This is a genomic window from Saccharomonospora azurea NA-128, assembly GCF_000231055.2.
GTDB lineage: Bacteria > Actinomycetota > Actinomycetes > Mycobacteriales > Pseudonocardiaceae > Saccharomonospora > Saccharomonospora azurea.
This window is the reverse complement of the sequence record NZ_CM001466.1, coordinates 558,221-577,727: the sequence shown is the minus strand read 5'-3', so window position 1 is coordinate 577,727 and position 19,507 is coordinate 558,221. Positions and strand designations below refer to the sequence as shown.

General features: G+C 68.9%; 18 protein-coding genes and 2 pseudogenes. 10 read left to right on the top strand and 10 right to left on the bottom strand.

Annotation, left to right across the window (positions count from 1 at the left end; all coding sequences use genetic code 11):
- Nucleotides 1-928 (bottom strand): FAD-dependent monooxygenase (locus tag SACAZDRAFT_RS02685; RefSeq protein ID WP_005438416.1); only part of this gene is annotated, 928 nt, incomplete at its 3' end.
- A gap of 55 nt (nucleotides 929-983) precedes the next feature.
- Here SACAZDRAFT_RS02685 and SACAZDRAFT_RS02680 point away from each other — a divergent pair.
- Nucleotides 984-1,553: a TetR/AcrR family transcriptional regulator gene (locus SACAZDRAFT_RS02680; RefSeq protein WP_005438415.1), complete on the top strand. Its 570-nt coding sequence runs from the start codon at nucleotides 984-986 to the stop codon at nucleotides 1,551-1,553.
- Between the two features lie 68 nt (nucleotides 1,554-1,621).
- Here the strand turns inward: SACAZDRAFT_RS02680 and SACAZDRAFT_RS02675 are convergent, their stop codons facing one another.
- Nucleotides 1,622-2,308 (bottom strand): FadR/GntR family transcriptional regulator, encoded by a 687-nt coding sequence (locus SACAZDRAFT_RS02675; protein ID WP_232286347.1) that lies wholly within the window; start codon nucleotides 2,306-2,308, stop codon nucleotides 1,622-1,624.
- Between the two features lie 272 nt (nucleotides 2,309-2,580).
- Between SACAZDRAFT_RS02675 and SACAZDRAFT_RS02670 the strand changes: the two genes are divergently transcribed.
- Nucleotides 2,581-5,712: a Tn3 family transposase gene (locus SACAZDRAFT_RS02670; protein ID WP_005438413.1), complete on the top strand. Its 3,132-nt coding sequence runs from the start codon at nucleotides 2,581-2,583 to the stop codon at nucleotides 5,710-5,712.
- Nucleotides 5,713-5,737: 25 nt separating this feature from the next.
- Here the strand turns inward: SACAZDRAFT_RS02670 and SACAZDRAFT_RS22280 are convergent, their stop codons facing one another.
- Both SACAZDRAFT_RS22280 and SACAZDRAFT_RS02665 read right to left on the bottom strand, forming a co-directional pair.
- Nucleotides 5,738-5,896, bottom strand: a complete 159-nt coding sequence (locus tag SACAZDRAFT_RS22280; protein ID WP_232286413.1) for a hypothetical protein — start codon at nucleotides 5,894-5,896, stop codon at nucleotides 5,738-5,740.
- A gap of 285 nt (nucleotides 5,897-6,181) precedes the next feature.
- On the bottom strand, nucleotides 6,182-7,297 hold the full coding sequence (locus SACAZDRAFT_RS02665; RefSeq protein ID WP_005438412.1) for an ArsO family NAD(P)H-dependent flavin-containing monooxygenase: 1,116 nt from the start codon (nucleotides 7,295-7,297) through the stop codon (nucleotides 6,182-6,184).
- Between the two features lie 191 nt (nucleotides 7,298-7,488).
- Here SACAZDRAFT_RS02665 and SACAZDRAFT_RS02660 point away from each other — a divergent pair, with 191 nt between their 5' ends.
- A complete protein-coding gene (locus tag SACAZDRAFT_RS02660) occupies nucleotides 7,489-7,875 on the top strand; it encodes an ArsR/SmtB family transcription factor (RefSeq protein WP_005438411.1) in 387 nt (128 codons plus the stop codon).
- Complete coding sequence (locus tag SACAZDRAFT_RS22885) at nucleotides 7,856-8,497, top strand: Tn3 family transposase (protein ID WP_157607069.1); 642 nt, start codon at nucleotides 7,856-7,858, stop codon at nucleotides 8,495-8,497. The genes SACAZDRAFT_RS02660 and SACAZDRAFT_RS22885 overlap by 20 nt, the downstream gene beginning before the upstream one ends.
- Nucleotides 8,498-8,621: 124 nt before the next feature.
- On the opposite strand, the gene SACAZDRAFT_RS02650 is transcribed toward SACAZDRAFT_RS22885, so the two are convergent.
- Nucleotides 8,622-10,205 carry an arsenic transporter gene (locus tag SACAZDRAFT_RS02650; RefSeq protein WP_332307666.1) on the bottom strand — a complete coding sequence of 528 codons (1,584 nt, stop codon included), beginning with the start codon at nucleotides 10,203-10,205 and terminating at the stop codon, nucleotides 8,622-8,624.
- A complete protein-coding gene (locus SACAZDRAFT_RS02645; RefSeq protein WP_082245335.1) occupies nucleotides 10,165-10,470 on the bottom strand; it encodes an arsenic metallochaperone ArsD family protein in 306 nt (101 codons plus the stop codon). Before SACAZDRAFT_RS02645 ends, SACAZDRAFT_RS02650 begins: the two co-directional genes overlap by 41 nt.
- Before the next feature lie 260 nt (nucleotides 10,471-10,730).
- Between SACAZDRAFT_RS02645 and SACAZDRAFT_RS02640 the strand changes: the two genes are divergently transcribed.
- From SACAZDRAFT_RS02640 to SACAZDRAFT_RS02635, 3 genes and pseudogenes are all read left to right on the top strand, one after another.
- Nucleotides 10,731-11,042 (top strand): ArsR/SmtB family transcription factor, encoded by a 312-nt coding sequence (locus SACAZDRAFT_RS02640; protein WP_005438407.1) that lies wholly within the window; start codon nucleotides 10,731-10,733, stop codon nucleotides 11,040-11,042.
- Between the two features lie 98 nt (nucleotides 11,043-11,140).
- Nucleotides 11,141-11,293: pseudogene (locus SACAZDRAFT_RS24065) on the top strand (arsenate reductase ArsC); the annotation flags it as partial.
- Between the two features lie 112 nt (nucleotides 11,294-11,405).
- Nucleotides 11,406-11,816: an arsenate reductase ArsC gene (locus SACAZDRAFT_RS02635; RefSeq protein ID WP_005456474.1), complete on the top strand. Its 411-nt coding sequence runs from the start codon at nucleotides 11,406-11,408 to the stop codon at nucleotides 11,814-11,816.
- Nucleotides 11,817-11,873: 57 nt separating this feature from the next.
- Here SACAZDRAFT_RS02635 and SACAZDRAFT_RS02630 read toward each other — a convergent pair whose 3' ends face one another.
- From SACAZDRAFT_RS02630 to SACAZDRAFT_RS02620, 3 genes are all read right to left on the bottom strand, one after another.
- A complete protein-coding gene (locus SACAZDRAFT_RS02630; RefSeq protein WP_005438404.1) occupies nucleotides 11,874-12,938 on the bottom strand; it encodes a flavin-containing monooxygenase in 1,065 nt (354 codons plus the stop codon).
- A gap of 127 nt (nucleotides 12,939-13,065) precedes the next feature.
- Nucleotides 13,066-14,262 (bottom strand): MFS transporter, encoded by a 1,197-nt coding sequence (locus tag SACAZDRAFT_RS02625; protein ID WP_005438391.1) that lies wholly within the window; start codon nucleotides 14,260-14,262, stop codon nucleotides 13,066-13,068.
- Between the two features lie 38 nt (nucleotides 14,263-14,300).
- Complete coding sequence (locus tag SACAZDRAFT_RS02620) at nucleotides 14,301-15,656, bottom strand: NAD(P)-binding domain-containing protein (protein ID WP_005438389.1); 1,356 nt, start codon at nucleotides 15,654-15,656, stop codon at nucleotides 14,301-14,303.
- Nucleotides 15,657-15,757: 101 nt separating this feature from the next.
- Here SACAZDRAFT_RS02620 and SACAZDRAFT_RS02615 point away from each other — a divergent pair, with 101 nt between their 5' ends.
- Nucleotides 15,758-16,597, top strand: coding sequence for a helix-turn-helix domain-containing GNAT family N-acetyltransferase (locus tag SACAZDRAFT_RS02615; RefSeq protein WP_197322143.1), 840 nt, complete (start codon nucleotides 15,758-15,760; stop codon nucleotides 16,595-16,597).
- A 397-nt stretch (nucleotides 16,598-16,994) separates the two neighbouring features.
- Entirely contained in the window at nucleotides 16,995-17,516 is a 522-nt protein-coding gene (locus tag SACAZDRAFT_RS02610; protein ID WP_005438385.1) for a DinB family protein, read from the top strand.
- Nucleotides 17,517-17,776: 260 nt separating this feature from the next.
- Here SACAZDRAFT_RS02610 and SACAZDRAFT_RS24130 read toward each other — a convergent pair whose 3' ends face one another.
- Nucleotides 17,777-19,045 carry a hypothetical protein gene (locus SACAZDRAFT_RS24130; protein WP_040927637.1) on the bottom strand — a complete coding sequence of 423 codons (1,269 nt, stop codon included), beginning with the start codon at nucleotides 19,043-19,045 and terminating at the stop codon, nucleotides 17,777-17,779.
- A 192-nt stretch (nucleotides 19,046-19,237) separates the two neighbouring features.
- On the opposite strand from SACAZDRAFT_RS24130, the pseudogene SACAZDRAFT_RS02600 reads away from it, so the two are divergent.
- A pseudogene (locus SACAZDRAFT_RS02600) lies at nucleotides 19,238-19,507 on the top strand (site-specific integrase); the annotation flags it as partial.

Sequence of the window (19,507 nt, the reverse complement as noted above, 5' to 3'; positions counted from 1 at the left end):
GGCGGTCGTACTGGCGGAGCGCGGCGGCGACGTCGCCGCCGCTCGACGCGGTGGCGAGGCAGCGGGCCAGCGTGAACGCGTCGAGCAGCGCCTGGCACGCACCCTGCCCGAGGTCCGGGGTCATCGTGTGGGCGGCGTCGCCGAGGAGTGCCGTGCGCTCGCCGACGTAGCTCGGCAGCCGCGGAGCGAGGTAGTGCAGTGGGTGCCGCAGCAGCCGGGCCGGGTCGGCCTGACGCAGGATCGACGGCACGGGCGCGGGCCACCGGCCGAAGTGCGCGAGCAGCAGGTCGTGGTCGGGGGCGTCGCCGTGGTGCTCGACCAGGCGGGTCGGCAGCACGGCGTAGAAGTAGGTGCGCTCGGCCGCCAGGGGTGTGTAGCCGAACTTCGCCCCGGGACCCCACACCTCGCCCGCGTGGGGCGCGGCCGCCTCGATCACGCTCCGCCATGCCGTCTGCCCGGTGTCCCGTAAGCGGTGCCGGGGTCCGGCGAGGCGGCGCCGCACCGCACTGTGGGCGCCGTCGGCGCCGACGAGCACGTCGGCGTCCGCGTCGACCGGCGCCGGCTGTCCGAACCGCACGGTGTCCTCGGGCAGTGCCGCGAACAGCAGCGCCAGCAGGTCCGGTCGCGCCACCACGTAGGGGACCTCGCCGGCACGGCGGCGGATGCGCTCGGTGTCGACCTCGGCGAGGACGCGCCCGTCCCAGCGCTGCAGCACACCCGGCGGCTGCGGCATCGCGCGCTGCCGGAGCTCCTCGCCCAGTCCCAGCCGATCGAGCTCGCGGACGACGGCGGGCCACAGAACCAGTCCGGTGCCGTCGCTGGAGAGCGCGTCGCCGCGCTCGGACACCCGCACCCGCCAACCCGCCCGGGTCAGTCCAGCTGCCGCGGCCAGGCCCCCGATGCCCCCTCCGGCGATCCACGCGTCCATGACCCCACCGTACTACTCCTGTAGTGCTTTCTACTACGGGTGTAGTGTCACGGGGGTGACCACACGCAAGGACCAGGTGCTGGACGCCGCGATCCGCGTTCTGGGCACACGGGGAACACGGCAGCTCACCCACCGCGCCGTCGACGCCGAGGCCCGCCTGCCCCAGGGTTCGACGTCGAACTACTTCCGCAACCGCGACGCTCTCGTGGCGGGCGTCCTCGACCGGCTCGTCACCCAGGACGAGCAGGCGTGGGGCCTGTTCTCGGCGGACCTCGCGAACGTCACCCTCACACTCGACACCTTCACCGACGCCCTCGCGCAGTTCGTCGACGAGCTCGCCGCCACCGCCCGCACCGCCACGCTCGCCCGCTACGCGATCTTCCTCGAAGCCGCGCACCACGAGCACCTGCGCGAGCAGATCGACACCCGGCGGCACCGCCTGCAGTCCTGGGGTGCACCGTGGCTGCGACGCCTCGGCTCCCCCCGCCCCGAACACGATTTCGCCGCGCTGCGGTCCCTGCTGGACGGGCTCCTGCTGCACCAGTGCACGCAGCCCAGCGCCGAGTTCGATCCCACCGTGCCGGTGCGCGCACTGCTCGACGGGTTGAGCCGCCGCTGGTCGTGACCGCCGTGACGACGGCGGTCCTGTACTTCCTGCGCAGCTGATCACGCGCGCTGCACCGGCCGGTCGGTTCAGCTGTTGCCGTCGGGGTGCCAGTCGAGCAGGCGGACCTTCGCGACCGTCCGCACATGACGTCGCATGGCGGTCGCGGCGCGGGCGGGGTCGCCGAGGCTGATGGCGTCGAAGATGGCCTGGTGCTGCCGCAACGAGCGGTGTGGACGCCCCGGTTGGCGCAGGGACTCGGCACGGCTTTCGGCGATCTGCTCGGAGATCGAGCGCATGAACTCCGCGAGCAGGGTGCTGCGGGCCGCGGCCGTCACGGCGGCGTGGAAGCGGCGGTCGCCGTCGGTGCCGTGTCCGCCCGCGTCGATCTCGGCGCGCATGTGGTTCAGGGCCGCTTCGAGCGCGTCGAGGTCCTCCGCGGTGCGGCGGGCGGCGGCGAGTTCGGCGAGTTTCGTCTCGATGGCCTCGCGCGCGTCGAGCACGTCGGGCAGGCGTTGCCGCCGGGCCACGAGTTGCTCCACCGGCTCGACGTCGAGCGTGTCGTGCAGGAGGTAGCTGCCACCACCGTGTCTGGTCTCGACCAGACCTTGGACCTCCAGCACCACGATGGCCTGCTTGACCGACGCCCTGCTCACACCGAGCCGCTGCGCGAGGTCCCGTTCGGCGGGCAACCTGTCCCCGGCGCGCAGTCGTTCGTGGGCGACGTACTCGCGCAGCCGCTCGATCACCTGCTCGTAGAGTCTCGGCCTCGCCATGGGCCGGAGAGCATCGGACACGTCGTTTCCTCGTCGCCACCCGGTGATCCGCCAGTTCGTCACCGCAGCCTAGGGGTGCCACCGGGATACGCGCGAAAGGGGCAATGAGCTTTTGAACCTGCTGGTCGTCGAGTGAGCGGGCGTGGTGACTAGGCGAGATCTCCGTGTCGGTAGAGCCGGGTAGATAACGGTAGAGAGCCCGGGCAGCCGGGTGTTGTGGGTGCTGGCTAGGGTGCGCTGGGTCACGTTGGTTTCGGTTCGGGGTCTGGGCGTTGGCGGCGATCGATCGCACCGCGTATCCGCGGTTCAAGCGGGTGGTTCCTGCTCGGGAACTGGCTGAGGCGTTCACGCCGACGATCGGCGAGATCACTTGGGCGCGGGAGAAGACGCAGAACGATCCGCATTTGCTGGCGCTGCTGGTGTGGTTGAAGTCGTATCAGCGGCTGGGGTATTTCCCGAAGCTGGACGAGGTCCCGCCGGTGGTGGTCGAGCACGTGCGTGGGGTGCTCGAGCTCGCTACCGAGGTGGTTCTGGAGCATGATGCGGATCGGACGGCGAAGTGGCACCGGGGGCTGGTCCGCTCGTTCGTGGGGGTGAAGTATGACGCGGCCAGGGCGCGGCGGGTCGCCGGGGAGGCGATCCGCAAGGCGGTCACGACGAAGGATAACCCGGCTGACCTGATCAATGTGGCGTTGGAGGAGCTGGTCCGGGCAGGGTGCGAGCTGCCTGGGTTCTCGACGCTGGACCGGATGGCCGCGGCGATCCGGGCGGAGACGAACACCGCGCTGTACGCGATGGTCGCGGCGCGGATCGACTTGGCCGGGAAGGCCCGGCTGGCGCGGTTGTTGTGGCTGGATCCGACGTCGCGGCGCAGCGAGTTTGACCGGCTGAAGACGCCGGCGCAGGCTGCGACGCTGGGCAAGTTCAAGTTGCGTCTGGCCCATTTGCAGGAGGTGGACGCGCTCGGGCCGACCGAACGGTGGCTGGACGGGATCCCGTCGACGAAGCTTGCGCACTTTGCCGGTGAGGCTCGGGTGACCGATGTCGGGGACATGAGGGATATCGGCGAGGCGAAGCGGCTGACGTTGTTGGCGAGTTTGATCCACGAGTGCCGCACCTCCGCTCGGGACGAGGTCGCGACGATGTTCTGCAAGCGGATGGCCGTGCTCCACAAGAAGGGCAGGGAGCGGCTGGCCGAGCTGCACGAACAGCACCGAGCCGAGTCCGAGCGGCTGCTGGACGTGTTCGGCGACGTCCTGGCTGGCGCCCGGGAAGCCACCGCAGTGACCGAAGACGGCACGGTCTCGCCGGAGGCCGCGGCCGCGGTGGCCGAGCGAGTCGGGCGTCTGCTGCTGAAGACGCTGACGGATGCGGGTGGGGTGGAGCAGCTGTCGGCGGCGCACGAGGCGGTGTCGGCGCACCACGGCAACAATTATCTGCCGCTGCTGGAGCAGTTCTACAAGAGTCACCGCTCGGCACTGTTCACCCTGCTCGACACGCTGGAATTGGAGGCGACCAGCGCGGATCACAGCGTGGCCGACGCGGTGGAGTTCCTGCGCGCGATTCGGGGTCGTACCGGTGAGTACGTCCCGGAGAAGGTGACGGTCTGCCGCGGGGAGGATGCGGTGACGGTGGCGATCGACATCGACTTCGTCACCGAGGCGTGGCGCAAGATCCTGGTGGTCAAGGACCGGCCGGGCAAGCTGGTGCGCCGCCACCTGGAGGTGTGCGTGTTCTCCTACCTCGCCTCCGAGCTGCGCTCCGGGGACATCGCCGTGGTCGGCGCCAACTCCTACGCCAACCTGCACGCGCAGCTGATGTCCTGGGACGAGTGCGCGCCGCTGGCCGAGCAGTTCTGCGGCCAGGCCGGGATCCCCTCGGACCCGAAGAAGCTCACCGCGCACTACCGAGCAGCACTGGGCGACATCGCCGCGGTGGTGGACGCCGGGTTCCCGCGCAACACCGACCTGTCCTTCGCCGACGGCCGCCCGGTCCTGCGCCGCCGCAAGGGCGCCGACCGGCGGCCGTCAGCGCTGGCGTTGGAGGAGGCGATCCACCAGCGGCTGCCCGAACGCGGCCTGCTGGACATCCTGGCCCGCACCGCACACCTGGTCGGCTGGCCCCGACACTTCGGGCCGGCATCAGGATCGGACCCGAAGATCCGCGACGCGATGGCCCGCTACGTCCTAACCGTGTTCGCCAACGGCACGCTGCTCGGCCCAGCGCAGGTCGCCCGGCACATGCGGGATCAGGTGTCGGCGCATGAGCTGTCGATCGCGGCGAACAAGCACACCACCTGCGCCAAGATCGACGCTGCCTCCACCGATGTGATCAACGAGTTCGCGAAGCTCGACGTCGCCGGGATGTGGGGCGACGGCCGCGTCGTCGCGGTGGACGGCACGCAGGTGGACACATGGGAGAACAACATCCTCGCCGAATCCCACATCCGCTACGGCGGGTACGGCGGGATCGCCTACCGGCACATCTCCGACACCTACATCGCCTTGTTCTCGCGCTTCATTCCGTGTGGGGTGTGGGAGGCCGTCTACATCATCGAAGGTCTGCTGCGCAACGACTCCGACATCCAACCGGACACTATCCACGCCGACACCCAGGGCCAGTCGCTGCCGGTGTTCGGACTCGCCGCGCTGCTGGGATTCGACCTGCTCCCGCGCATCCGCAATTGGGCGGATCTGAATTTCTACCGGCCCAGCGTGGACACGCGCTTCGAGCACATCGACGCGCTGTTCGGGGAGAACGTGATCGACTGGGGACTGATCGAGACGCACTGGCCAGATCTGCTGCGCACCGCGATCTCGATCAGCGAGGGCCGCCTGTCTTCGGTGACGCTGCTGCGCCGATTGGGCAACAACTCCCGCAAGAACCGCCTCTACCGGGCGTTCCGCGAGCTGGGGCGCGTGATCCGCACGATCACGCTGCTGCGATTCCTGGCCGACGCGCAGCTGCGTGAGCAGATCACCGCGATCACCAACAAGGCCGAGGCATTCCACGGGTTCTCCGCGTGGCTGCGCTTCGGCGGCGAAGCAATCGGGCGCAACGACCCGGACTACCAGGAGAAGATCATCAAGTTCAATGAGTTGCTGGCGAACTGCGTGATCTACTCCAACGCCTGCGACATCACCGCCGCGGCGAACGCGCTGGCCGCCGACGGGCACCCGATCGACACCGACGATCTGGCCACCATCTCCCCCTACATCACCCACACCATCCGCCGGTTCGGCGACTGGGTGCTGGACCTGTCCACACCGGACGCCGTACCGGTCACCACGCTCGACCTGGTGCCGGGTGCACTGTTCCCCGGCGACATCACCGCTGCCGCAGCGCCGTCCGTCACCGCGCCGCGCCGGGCGCGGCAGCGCGTTACCACGAAGAAAGGTTCCTGACGGCCACCTACCAGCACGCGCTCGATCAGCGTGGTGGTTCGCGATGGTGGCGCGCGACGTCGTGCCGTGCGGCCAGGGCGCTGAGATCGCGCAGCGTGCCCAAAATCTGTTCGGGCTCTGCAATGTCGGGGTCGTAGTCGACCAGGACCTGCTCGCTCACCGCCACCGTGCCCACACCCTCCAACCGGCCCAAGGCCTTCTCGATCGTGCTGGTGCACAGCGAGCAGTGCAGCCCCGCGATCCACGCCCGAATCCCCGCTCATGCCCCGGTCAACGAGCAGCTCAGGTGGTCGAGGGCTTAGCGCCAGTTCCGATGTGGGTTATGCCCAAGTGCCAGCGACAGCCTGGCAGCAACCCGACCCAGCCGGATCACCGGTCAAAGAATTACAGTTCTGATGTTCCTTAAGCCCCTAACCGCTCACGGCGTGCGGGCGGTACCAGTGCACGGCCCGGGCCAACACTGACGGGGTCAGGTCGAATTCACTGTTTGCCGGTCGTGGAGTTGGTCGGTGAGGTGGTTGACGGCGGCTTTGGCGGTGCGGCCGGCGCCGACGAGGGTGGCGGAGGCCCACCCGGTCCAGTCTCCGTAGCCGAGGAGGTGCAGGCGGGGCTCATGGATTGAGCGGGTGCCCTCGGTGAGCGGGACATCGCCGTCCTGGCCGAGGCCGAGGGGCGCGAGGTGTGTGAGGTGGGGGCGGAAGCCGGTGCACCAGATGATCGCATCGCAGGCCAGTTCGGTGCCGTCGCTGTAGGCGATCCCGTGCTCGGTGAGGGAGTCGAACATCGGGTGGGCATGTAGGACGCCGCGGTCGCGGGCGTCGCGCACGCTGGGCACCATCACGATGTCGCCGAGACTGCTGGCTCCGCCGGTGTCGGGGATGCCCGCGCGACGGGCTGCTTCGCGCTGGGTGGCGACGTCGAAGAGCACTCGGCCGTCCACGTCGTCGGGCATGAACCGTGGTGGGCGGCGGGTCACCCAGGTTGTGTCGGCGACGGTGGAGATGTCGGCCAGGATTTGGGCGGCGGAGTTCCCGCCGCCCACGACGACCACTCGCTGTCCGGTGAAGTGCTGGGGCGAGCGGTAGTCGACAGTGTGCAGTTGCTGGCCGGTGTATCGCTGCTGTCCCGGCAGGGACGGTTGGTGGGGCGCGGCCCAGGTGCCTGTGGCGCTGATCACGGCCCGGGCGTTGAACACGCCCTGGCTGCTGTGGACTGCCAGCCACTTCCCTGCCTGGTGCACGGTCTGAACGCGGACCGGCCGGTGCACGGGAAGCTGGTAGCGCTGTTCGTAGGCGGTGAGGTAGGCCACGACGTGTTCGGCGGTGGGGAAGTCCTCGCCGGGTTGTGGGGGCATCCACCATCCCGGCAGGGGGCTGTATTCCGCTGGGGAGAACAGGCGCAGCGAGTCCCAGTAGTGCTGCCACGCGCCGCCTGGTTGTTGCTGGTCGTCGAGGATGACGAAGTTCAGGCCGGTTCGCCGTAGGAAGTAGCCTGCGGCCAATCCGGCCTGTCCGCCGCCGATCACCACGACGTCGTAGTGCTGGTTCGGCTCGGTCGACGTGGTGGACGGTCTCATTGCAGGCACAAACACATCCTTGTTTTTGGTGGCGACACGCCGTGCGGGGTGATGTCGGGTGCGGCATGGCCGGCGGCCGACAGTCGAGGGGGCGCCGTCGCAAGCAATCGTGTCGTTTCGGCACCCGGGTGGCCGACAACACGCTCCGATACCGCTGCCCGAGCTTGCCTCAATGCTTCGATTCCTGTCAAATTAGAGTCATGTCTAAACAACAGTTTCCGGTCGCGGATACCGGCGAGCCCTACGTGACCCAGGGGATGGGCGAGCCGTTGACCGCGAAACAGGCCGTGGATTTGGCCAGGGCGTTCAAGGCGATCGGGGATCCGGTGCGGTTGCGCCTGTTGTCGCTGATCGCCTCGCATGTCGATGGTGAGGCGTGCGTGTGTGACGTGGCCGGGTCGTTCGAGTTGGCCGGGCCAACGATCTCGCACCACCTGAAGGTGCTGCGCAAGGCGGACCTGATCGAAGGAGAGCGGCGCGGAACCTGGATCTACTACCGGGTGCGCCCGGAGGCGCTGCGGCTGCTGGCGGAGTCGCTGCTGCTGCTGGCGGAGTCGCAGCGGTCCGCTGTGGGGGTGCCAGCGTGACGCAGGCCAGCGAGCAGGCGGTGGCGGCGCGGATGTCCATGCTGGATCGGTTATTGCCGACACCGTCGACACCGGTCTAATCCGCTCCCAATGGGAGGAGATGCTGCGCCTGGCCGCGTCGCTGAAGTACGGGCACACCACCGCCTCGCTGGTGGTCGGCAAGCTGCACGCGGCCTCGCGACGCTCAGCGATCGCGCAGGCCCTGGTCGAGTTCGGCGGCCTGCAGCGCACCATCTACGCGCTGCGCTACCTCGCCGACGAGGCCTACCGGCGGCGGATCACCCGCCAGCTCAACAAAGGCGAAGCGCTGCACTCGCTGCGCCGCGACCTGTTCTTCGCCCACGAAGGTTCGGTGCGGCGGCGCCACCACGAGCAACAGACCGAGCAGGCGCTGTGCCTATCACTGGTGGTCAACGCGATCACCATCTGGAACACCGCCTACCTCGAACTCGCGCTCGCCCGCCTCGCCGAACACCGCGGCCGGATCGACCGCGACCTGCTCGCGCACATCTCCCCAGCGCTGATGGAGCACGTCAACCCGTACGGCACCTACGAATTCCCGGTCGAAGCCGAGTACACCCGCACCGGATTCCGGCCGCTGCGCGACCCCGGCACGACGTAGCGTGAGCGCCGTGCCGGGGTCGCGCTGACCTTGAAGTAGGTGGCGCGAAGCCGGCGGTTGTGTCAGCGATGGGTTGTCATGCTGATGCGGCGGGCCAGTTTCTCATCGGTGGGCCAACCCTGCTTCAGGTGCCGATGATGGTGAGCCATCCGGCCAGGGCGGCGAGCGTGATGAGTAGGACGGGGATGGTGAGCACGATGCCGGTGCGGAAGTAGCGGCCCCAGCCGATGTGCATGCCCTTGCGGTCGAGCACGTGCAGCCATAGCAGGGTGGCCAGGCTGCCGATGGGGGTGATTTTGGGTCCGAGGTCGGAGCCGATGACGTTGGCGTAGACCATGACCTCGTGGGTCATTCCGGTGGCGCCGACCGCGCCGATGGCCAGGGCGGCGATGAGCACGGTGGGCATGTTGTTCATGATCGACGACAGCACGGCGACGGTGATTCCGACGCCCAGGGCGGCGGTGAGCACGCCGTGGTCGGCGAAGAACCCGAACAGTTTGGCCAGCTGGTCGGTCAAACCCTGGTTGCGCAGGCCGTAGACCACGAGGTACATGCCGATGCTGAACAGCACGATCTGCCACGGGGCTTCGCGGATGACCTTGCCGACCGGGATCCGCCGCGGCCCGATCGGACGGTCGTCATCCGGAATTGTCGTGCTTGCCGCGAGGTCGCCCGCATCGGCGGTGTTGCCTGGATCACCGACCGGATGGCTCACCGCGGTTCCGGCGTTCCCGGCGCCGACCGGCGCAGTCACAGGCTGCCGAGTGGACTGGGAGAACAGGAAGGCGGGCCGGCGTGCGGCCACGGCGATGAGGATGATCGCGGCGGCTCCGGCCACGACTGACAGCGGGATCCCGAGTGGTTCGGCACTGAAGTAGCCGATCAGCAGCAGGACGAGCACCACCCAGCCGGCGCGGAAGGTCGTCTGGTCGCTGATCGCCGAGGCTGGGTGGCGTAGCGCGGTGGTGTCGTAGGTCTTCGGGATGGAACGGCCGAAGTAGAGCAGCAGCATGGCGAGGCTGGCCAGCACGGACACGATTCCCACCGGGACCATGACGGCGGCGTAGCGGGCGAAGCTGATGCCGAAGAAGTCCGCCGAGACGATGTTGACCAGGTTGGACACCACCAGCGGCAGGCTGCCGGTGTCGGCGATGAACCCGGTGGCCATGACGAAGCCGAGCGTGGCTTTCGGGGAGAAGCGCAGCGCGAGCATGATCTGCATGACGATGGGGGTGAGGATCAAGGCGGCGCCGTCGTTGGCGAAGACTGCGGCGATCGCGGCCCCGAGCAGCACGATCAGGACGAACAGCAGCCGCCCGTGTCCGCGTCCCCAGCGGGCGACGTGCAGCGCGGACCATTCGAAGAAGCCGCACTCGTCGAGGATGAGGGAAATGATGATCACCGCGACGAAGGCCAGGGTGGCGTTCCAGACGATGCCCACCACCGTGGGCACGTCGGAGAAATGCACCACCGTGGTTGCCAGGGCCACCACCGCGCCGCCGAGCGCGCTCCAGCCGATGCCCAGGCCTCGGGGCTGCCAGATCACCAGGGTGAGCGTGGCGAGGAAGATCAGGACTGCTGCCACCGTCATGGTGTTGTCGTCTCTCCTGTGCTGATGAGTTGGAGCCGGTGGTCGGCGCCCAGATGGGCGCCGACCACCGGCGGGATCAGTTTTCGCCGCCGGCCAACAGCGTGAGTTGCTCGGCACCCACCGGTGCCGTGGCACGCCAGGGCAACACGACGGTGCGTTCGGCGTGGTCGGTGGCGACTACCACGAACCGGTTACTGGCCGCGGCCACGGTGCGGGCGAAGGCGTGGAAGACCGCGATCTCCTCGGTGCACGGTGAACGCAAGTCTTCCACGAGCAGCGCCCGTCCGTGCTCGTCCAGGTGTGCTCCCGCCGGGTCCACCGACGGCCCGCACATCCCCGTCGAACAGCACATCGCCGGGTCGTAAATCTCGACAGCAGCCATCACTGGCCCCTTCGCCTTCGGAAGCACTGCGGCAGCCGACCTTACATCGACCGCAGCTGATTCATCAAAACATACTGATATGACGCATTCGCTTACAGCAGGGACCTGTCTTGCCGGGGAGCACAAAAGAGCAGGGCACATGGGATCTATGGCGCCTCGGGGAAGGCTTGACACCGGCCCGGCCATGGTGGTGTCATCAAAATATGTTGATGCCTCCTGTCGCTGCAGCTGACCAAGACGTCCGTGGCCACGCTGCGGACGTGCAATCAGGAGGAGTCGCCGACGCCGCGGTGAAACTCTTCGGGGATCCGCTGCGCGCGGAGATCGTGCGCCTGCTCGCACGCGAGCAGATGTGCACCTGTCACCTCGTGGACGACACCGGGGCGCGGCAGTCCACCATCAGCTACCACCTGCGTGTTCTTCGCGAAGCGGGCTTCGTCGCGGCCGAACCACGCGGCCGGTACACCTACTACCGGCTTCGCCCGGAAGCGTTGAGCATGCTCACCTCCGGTATCGCGGATCTCACCGTGCAGGCACACCAGGCCCAAGCGGTGCGCCGCCCCTGCCCCTGACCCACCCCAGGATTCCATCAACTCCACTCGATGGGAGCGCACTCAGGCAGACACCACGCGAACCGACACTTGCGGCACTGGACTCCAGGCGGCCGACCATGCCCACACCACCCAACGACCACCACGACACCGAGGAATACAGGCTGGCTGATCCACACGTCACCGAACTCCTCGACCGCGCCGCCGCCGACCTGCAACCGCAGTTCAGCGGCATCTTCGGCGCGGAAACCATCCGCGCGGTGCTGGCCGAGTCGTACACGCGGCTCCACGCCACCGCTCGGGTGCACACCCATCTCGCCACATCGGCGACCCCGCTTCGCCCGCGAACGCCTGACCGCGATCGCCAAGAACCAAGGAGACCTCGTGTCCTCGACCCCCGAAGTGCTGTTCGTCTGCGTGCACAACGCGGGCCGCTCCCAGATGGCCGCTGCGCTGCTGCACCACCACGCCCAGGGCCGGGTCACCGTTCGCTCCGCCGGATCCGCCCCCGCCGAAAGCGTCAACCCCGCCGTGGTGGAGATCATGGCCGAGCTCGGCATGGACCTGTCGCAGGAGTTCCCCAAACCGCTGACCACCGACGCGGTCGAGGCCGCCGACGTGGTGATCACCATGGGGTGCGGCGACGCGTGCCCGATCTTCCCCGGCAAGCGCTACCTGGACTGGCAGCTCGAGGACCCGGCCGGCAAGCCGATCGAGCAGGTGCGGCCCATCCGCGACGAGATTGACCGCCGTGTGCGAGAGCTGCTGGCCGAGCTGGTGCCCGCAGGATCCTGACAGTGTGGGGCCAGCTCGCGAGCTGGCCCCACACCCCGATTTCCCCGCATATCGCGCCTACGGTGTCAGGCGACCGGCTCCGCGGACGTGCGCGGCCAGTGCGGCCATGACGTACTCGGCGTCGCGGTGCACTCCCCGCAGGGTGTTGGAGGCGAACGAGCGCTGGAACTCCAGCCCCACATACACCAGCCCGAGGTGCGTGGTGGAGATGCCGCCGGTGTGCTGGGGCATCCCCTCGACCACGGCCCCGAGTGGCTCGAGGTAGTCCAGGTGCGGGCGGTAGCCGGTGGCCAACAGCACCGTGTCTACCGCCTCCCGGGTCCCGTCGGCCCAGACGATCGAGTCTCCATCGAAGGCGGTGAACATCGGGCGGCGGTCCAGACGGCCGGTGTCGAGGGCGTGACGATACTCGCCGGTGTCCAGCACCAGCGTGGTGGACACCAGGCGCGCCAGCCACTCCGGTGGCAGGTCGTCGAATCCGGTGTGCCGCAGCCAGTAGTGCAGGTCCTGCCCGTCGTGCCGTTGCGGCATGAACGCGAGAGGCTGCCGGGTGGCCAGCGTGACCTCGGCGACCTCGGCCAGCTCGTAGCCCACCTGCACCGCCGAGTTGCCGCCGCCAACCACGACGATGCGCTGCCCCGTGTACGGCTTGGGGTTGCGGTAGTCGGCGACGTGCAGAATCTCGCCGGTGAAGCCGTCCTGGCCCGGGAACACGGGACGGTGCGGGTTGTCGAACGACCCGCTGGCGGCGACCACCCCGGCCGCGGGCAGGGTGTCGCCCGCCTCGGTGTGCACGGCAAACACGCCGTGGTCGTCGGTGGTGACCGCGGTGACCCGCGTGTTAGTGCGGATCTCCACGTCCAGACGTGCCGCACAATCGCGTAGGTGGGCGGCGACTTCGTCCCGGGTGGGATAGCGCTCGGGATCGCCGGGGAAGGCAGCGTCGGGTCGGCCGCTGTAGCCGGCCGGGGAGAACAAGGTGAGGCTGTCGTAGTAGCGCGGCCACGACCCGGTCGGCTCCGGGCTGGCTTCCAGAACCACCGGGGCCAGGCCGCGCTCCACGGCGGCGCGGGCTGCGGCGAGCCCGGACTGGCCGCCACCGATGACGATGACATCGTGCATGAGTTCTCCCTCAGTTCTTTCGGGGATTTGACCGTTGTTGATGAGCCGCTGGATGAACGGCTGCCAGGCTGATCTCTCCTCCGCACCGGCCCGGCGCGGAGGAGACGACGAGTCCGTTTGGTCGGGGTCAGGTGGCTGTGGTTTTCGAGGAGGTCGGGGCCGTAGCGAGGGACAGCAGCGCCGCCACGGCGGTGAGCGCCCCCAGGAGCAGGAAGGTGGCGGAGTATCCGCCGAGCAGCCCCGCCAGGGCCGCCCCGGCGAACGGAGCCAGCGCCATGGTGACGGTCAGCGGCGCCGACAACAGGCCTGTGAGCCGCCCGTAGTGGGTCGCTCCCCACCGGTCGGTGACCGCGGTGGCCTGCAACAGCGTGAACACTCCACGCGCCATCCCGGCCAGCACCGAGGCCACGATCAGCGCCGCCACCGTGGTGAGCATCCCCAGCAGCGCGGTGGTGGCGGCCATCGCGGCCAGGATCACCGCGGTCCGCGTCCGCACGGTGGTGTGGCGGGTCAGGGCGGCGTAGCCGAGGCGACCGGCGACCTGACCAACGCCGCCGAGTCCGAGCGCGATGGCCGCGGTGCCGGTGCCGATGCCGCGTTCAGCCAGCAGCGGCACGAGGTTGATCACGACCGCGAAGGTCGCGAACGCCGCCACACTCAGCGACACCACCAACAACACAAACGCTTGGCTGCGCGCCACGCGCGCGGGATCCACACTGTGAGCGTGCTGCGGTTCCGGCCGTGGCGCCGGCGGCCACGGCAGCCGAAGTCCGAACCAGTGCCCCGGGATGGTAATCACCGCCAGGATCGCGGCCAGCACCAGGTAGGTGCCGCGCCAGTCCAGCTGCGCCGACACCACCGCCGCCAAGGGCGCGAACACGGTGCTGGCCAATCCCGCGACCAGGGTGAGCACGGTCAGCGCCCGGACCCTGTTCGGGCCGTGCCAGCGGGTCAGCGCCGCGAACGCCGGCGGGTAGAGCACCGCCCCCATCGCCACCCCCGCCACCACCCAGGCGGCGACAAACCACGCCAGGTTCGGCGCGAGGGCGACCGCGACGATCGCGGCCACCGCCAGGACCGACCCGGCGGTCATCGCACTGCGGGGGCCGTGTTGGTCCAGCCACCGTCCGACCGGGATCCCGACCAGCGCGGCAACCAGCTGGCTGGCCGACAACGCCGCCGTCAACCACGTCGCCGACCACCCGGTGGCGGCCGTGATCTGCCCGGACAGCACCGGGAACGCGTAGTACAACACGCCCCAACTGGTGATCTCCGTGGCACACAACACCACCAGCACCCGCCGCAATCCCGCGGATGTCGGCACAACCTCCTCGACCGGCGCCGGCGACCCGCCCACGCCGGTCAGCGGGCAGCCGGCGCCGACAACGACACCGTCTGCGGCTCAGCAGGGGCACCACAGCAGCCGGCGTCGGCGTCGGCGTCGGCGTCGGCGACCGCAGTGTCGAGCTCGCTCAGGCCGGCTCCGCTGCACACCCCCGTCTCGGGCAGCACCAGCTCCACCCGCTCGGCCGATTCCCGGTCCCCGGCCAGCGCCGCCGCGATCGAGCGCACCTGCTCGTAGCCGGTCAACGCCAAAAACGTCGGCGCCCGCCCGTAGCTCTTCATCCCGGCCAGGAACACGTTCGGCTCCGGGTGCGCCAACTCCTTCGCACCATGGGGGTAGACGGTCCCGCATGAGTGCACGTTCGGATCGATCAACGGGGCCAGCGCCACCGGCGCCTGCAACGTCGCATCCAGCGCCAACCGCAGCTCCGACAGCCACGACAGATCCGGGCGGAACCCGGTCGCCACCACGACCTCGTCCACCGCCTCCACCACCTGCCCAGTCGAGGACCGCAGCGTCAAGGCGCCCGTCGCGTCGTGTTCCACGGCTTCGGTGCGGAAACCACGTACGACCTCGATGCGCCCGGCCTCGACCGCCGCCCGCGCACGCATCCCCAGCGCACCCCGCGCCGGGAGCTGGTCGGCCTCACCACCACCGAACGCTGACCCGACAGCCTCGCGGCGCAGCAACCACGTAATCCGCGTCGACGGGTGCCGCGCGGCCAGCTCGGCCAAGCCCACCAGCGCGGTCAACGCCGAGTGCCCGCTGCCGGCGACCACCACGTGCCGCCCCGCGTACCGCGTGGCCACCGCGTCGTCGCCTAGGTCGGGCATCAGGTAGGTGATCCGGTCGGTGGCCGCTGCCTCACCCAGTGCGGGCAGCCCGTCTCCGCCCAGCGGATTGGGTGACCCCCACGTCCCCGAGGCGTCGATCACCGCCCGCGCGGTGATGCGCTCCGGCGTGCCGTCGGACGTGTGGACGTGCACGGTCAGCGGCTCGGACTCCCGGCCCGCATCCACCACCCGGTCCCGGCCCCGGCGGGCGACACCGGTGACCTCGGCACCGAAGCGGACCCGCTCACCCAGTGCGTCCGCCAGCGGCCGCAGATACTGCTGCACCCACTCACGCCCCGTCGGATACGTCGTCTCATCCGGGTGTTGCCAGCCGTGCGTCTCCAGCAGCCGCCGCGCCGGTGGGGCGACCAGCTCGCCCCACCGGGAGAACAACCGCACGTGTCCCCACTGCGCCACCGCCGCCCCCGCGTGCGGGCCGCGTTCCAGTACCAGCGCGGGCAACCCGCGCTCGACCACCTCCGCCGCCGCGGCCAGCCCGACCGGCCCCGCTCCCACAACCACCACCGGTGACCCGGTCATACGACAGCCCCTTTCATCGACTCGGATCGATTGAACAAGGCGAACATTATCGACCAAACTCGATGAAGGCAACCATCGAATCACATCGATACAATGGCGGTATGCCGATCGCCCTGCCTCAAGCACAGCTTCTGCCCAGAAGCCAGGCCACCACCTACGCCGACTGGTTCGCCTGCCTGGCCGAGCCCGTGCGCGTCAAGCTCCTGCACGCCGTGGCCACCAGCCCGCAGGGCATCACCATCGGCGCACTCACCGAAATCCTGGGCACCAGTCAGTCCACAACCTCGCACCACGTCCGCAAGCTCGCCGACATCGGTTTCGTCCACGTCCGCAAGGACGGCACCGCCAGCGTCGTCACCATCAACGAAGCCTGCTGCTCCGGACTCCCGCACGCCGCCGACGCCGTCATGGGCCTACTCGGACCGCAGCCCTGCTGCCCCGACAACCTCCCCGCCGACGTCACCGTCCGCGCACTGCGACCCGGCGATTGGCCGACCGTCCGGCGCATCTACCGCGAAGGAATCGCCACCGGCCTCGCCACCTTCGAGACCACCGTGCCCACCCGCGCGACCCTCGACGCCACCTGGCTGCCCGACCACCGCTGGGTCGCCGAGATCGACGGCACCGTCGTCGGCTGGACCGCCGCCACCCGCGTCTCAACCCAGGACTGCTACTCCGGCGTCGCCGAAACCTCCGTCTACGTCGCCGAGGGCTACCGGGGCCGCGGCGTCGGCAAAGCACTGCTGCACAAACAAGTCACCGCCGCCGACGCCGCCGACCTGTGGACGCTGCAAACCTCCCTTTTCACCGAGAACCGGGCAGGCATCGCCTTGCACCACACAGCCGGCTACCGCACAGTCGGCATCCGCGACCGCATCGCCCAGCTCGACGGAGCCTGGCGCGACACCATCCTGCTCGAACGCCGATCCCCGGTCCGCTGAAACCCACCCGAAGCAACACAAACCTCGACAAGCCCCGCCAAGCCACCCATCCAGCTTCGGCTCGAACACCCACACCCCGCAGGCCAGCCAGCAGCTCACGTGTGGTGCGGAAAGCCGCCATCGGCGACACGGGCGGCGAAAACGCCGACATACACAAGCTCCACCAAGTAACGGCATCGACACCAAGATCATGTCTGCTCCAGCCGTTTCCTGCCGCGATACCGGTGCCGCCTACCGCTCCCAGGCATCTCCGGATTCGGCGGCCAGCGCCTCGGCCGTGACGAAGTGGTCGCCGTGTTAATCGCCGCGACCTACGTGCGACGCACGCACGCCCGGGCGCTGAGGCGAGCCTCAGTTCGGTCGTGCCAACCTATAGGCGGGACCGGGAGGACAGGTCATGCAGCGCCGGGTCGTGCACGAGCAGTGGAAACAAGATCGCGCTGCCTTCCACGAGCTGGTCGCGGCCGCGACAGTTGAGGATCTGCGCCGACCATCACATGGCACCCGGTGGACCAACCAGCAGCTGTTGTTCCATCTGCTGTTCGGTTATCAGGTGGTGCGTGCTCTCCTCGTGCTCGTGCGCGCCTTCGGGCGCCTGCCCGACCCGATCAGCCGCATATTCGCCTGGTCGCTGAACTCGGCCACCGGGCTGTTCCACATCGTCAACTACTGGGGGTCTTGCGGTGGCGGTCTGCTCACCCCGCGTCTCATGGACGCATGGTTCGACCGCATCATCGCCGCGTTACACCGCAGCCTCGACCGGGCGAGTGACGCGGAGCTAGCGCGCGGGATGTACTTTCCGACTCGGTGGGATCCGTTTTTCCGCGACCACATGACCCTTGCGGACGTCTACCGCTATCCAGCGAAGCATTTCGCCTTTCACCGAGCACAGCTCACCCTCGGTTCTGCGGGTGTTTAGTGACGGTGCGCTCGGAGCGCCGCGTAGCAGTTCCAGGTGCCGCCAGCGTGTTTGTTCCGTCGTTCTGTGGGCCGACGCGGACAGGCGTAGCGGGATGCCGAGCGCGCGGAGGTGGTCGCTCAGCGTTCTGAAGGTCCGTGGTTGACCAGGGCGCCGGCCGGTGAACTGCCACCGGCCGCATGCGCGCATCGACGAGCCCGACCAAGCAGGGATGTCAAGGGTTCGGGAACAGGCGATGCCCGACATCGTGAAGAAGCTGATCACCAAGACCGGCAAGAACGCTGGCCAGCACCCCTCAGTCGCCTCGCTCTACCGCGCCCTCGCCGACAACGACGCCTGGCCAGCAGTGTTACGGACTCATTGCACCTTTCGCTCGTATCCCGGCGGTCCCCCAAGCCGGCCAAGCTCGCCCAACGGCCCGCCCTGCGCGCACTGGTGGAGGCCAAGCTGGCCCTGTGCTGGTCGCCCGAGCAGATCGCGGGCTGGCTGCGACGCCAACTTCCCGGCGACGCCTCCATGCAGGTCTCTCGCACGAGGCGATCTACCTCTCGCTCTACGACCCGCGCCGCCGCCAGACGATCGACCGCAGCCTCACCCAGCGGCTGCGGACAGCCCGTCCCATGCGTCGGCCGAAGATCGCCCGAAAACCCACCCAGCCGCAGATCGGCTTGCATCTTCACGTCGCTGGTCAGCCGGATCTGCCGCCACAGTTCGGGCTCGTTGATGGTGCCGCGCGTGCGTGTCTTCGGTCTGAGCGTGCCCCCGGGGGTCATCTCCATGTAGGAGGCGCTGGTGACGAAGGTGCGGGCCCATGCATCGAAGCGGGGCAGGTCGTGTCCCAGGCGCCGCAGCCACAGGTAGACCTCGGAGAACTTGCCGGTCCACGGTGTGGCGGTGGCGAGGACGACCCGGGCACTGCCGTGCTGCTTCTGCAGCCACGCCAGCTTCATGTCCAGGTCAATACTGCGATGTGCGCCCTCGATCGCGAGATCGGGGATGGCGCTGTTGACCATCCCGTTCTTGTAGTTCTGTGCCTCGTCGACCACCAGGTAGTCCACACCGGCATCAGCCAGGGTCATGCCCTGCACGTCCCGCTCGATCTCGGCCAGCCGACTCTGGAGGCGTTGCTCTGCTGACTCCATCGCGTTTTCCAGGCGTTTGGTCATCGATGGGCCGAGGGAGTCGATGTGGCTTCTCTTCTCGACCTCGAGCGCGTCGAGCTCGGCGCGCAGGAAGTCTTCCTGGGCGTCCTCGGGCAGCGGGATACGTTGGAACGCTTCCTTGGTGATGATCACGGCGTCCCAGTCGCCGGTGGCCACACGGGCGACGAACTCGGCGCGCCCGTTGCGGCCCTTCTTCTTGTCGTCGGCCAACTCGGCACTGCCTGCGGTGAGGAGTCGGGCGTTGGGGTAGGCCTGTAACCACTGCCGTTCGAACTGCTCGGCGATCGAGTCATTGGGGACGACGACCGTCGGCTTGGTGACCAGCCCGCGGCGGCGGCGCTCCATCATCCGGGGCTTGAGGAACATCCGTGTCGGATCGTGCGCTAAGCGTTCGTCGGCGCTGGTGGGCGGCTGACGAGGGTTCCGGTCGGCGGTGGCTCTTGAAGTCGTCCCACAGATAACGCTCTATTATCTGCGGCATCGCTGATCGCGTCCTGCGGGAACGCCCCCGCGGCGGCGCGCGAAGCGGCCCTGTTATCTGCGGCAAGGGAGAACGCGGTGTCCACCGTCGTCGCGCTGCCGACGAACACCTCAACGCTGATCGTCGGTCGGTCGGCCGAACTCTTCCTCGACTCGCTGGGCAACCCCAACACGATCCGGGGCTACAGCACCGCGGTCGGCAAGACCGCCGACCGGCTCGGTGAGCACCGGCCGCTGTCCTCGGTGGCGGACGACGAGGTCGGCGAGGCCCTGGAGGCGCTGTGGGGCACCGCGGCGCGGTGGGCACCTGGAACGCCCGCCGCGCCGCGGTGGGCACCTGGAACGCCC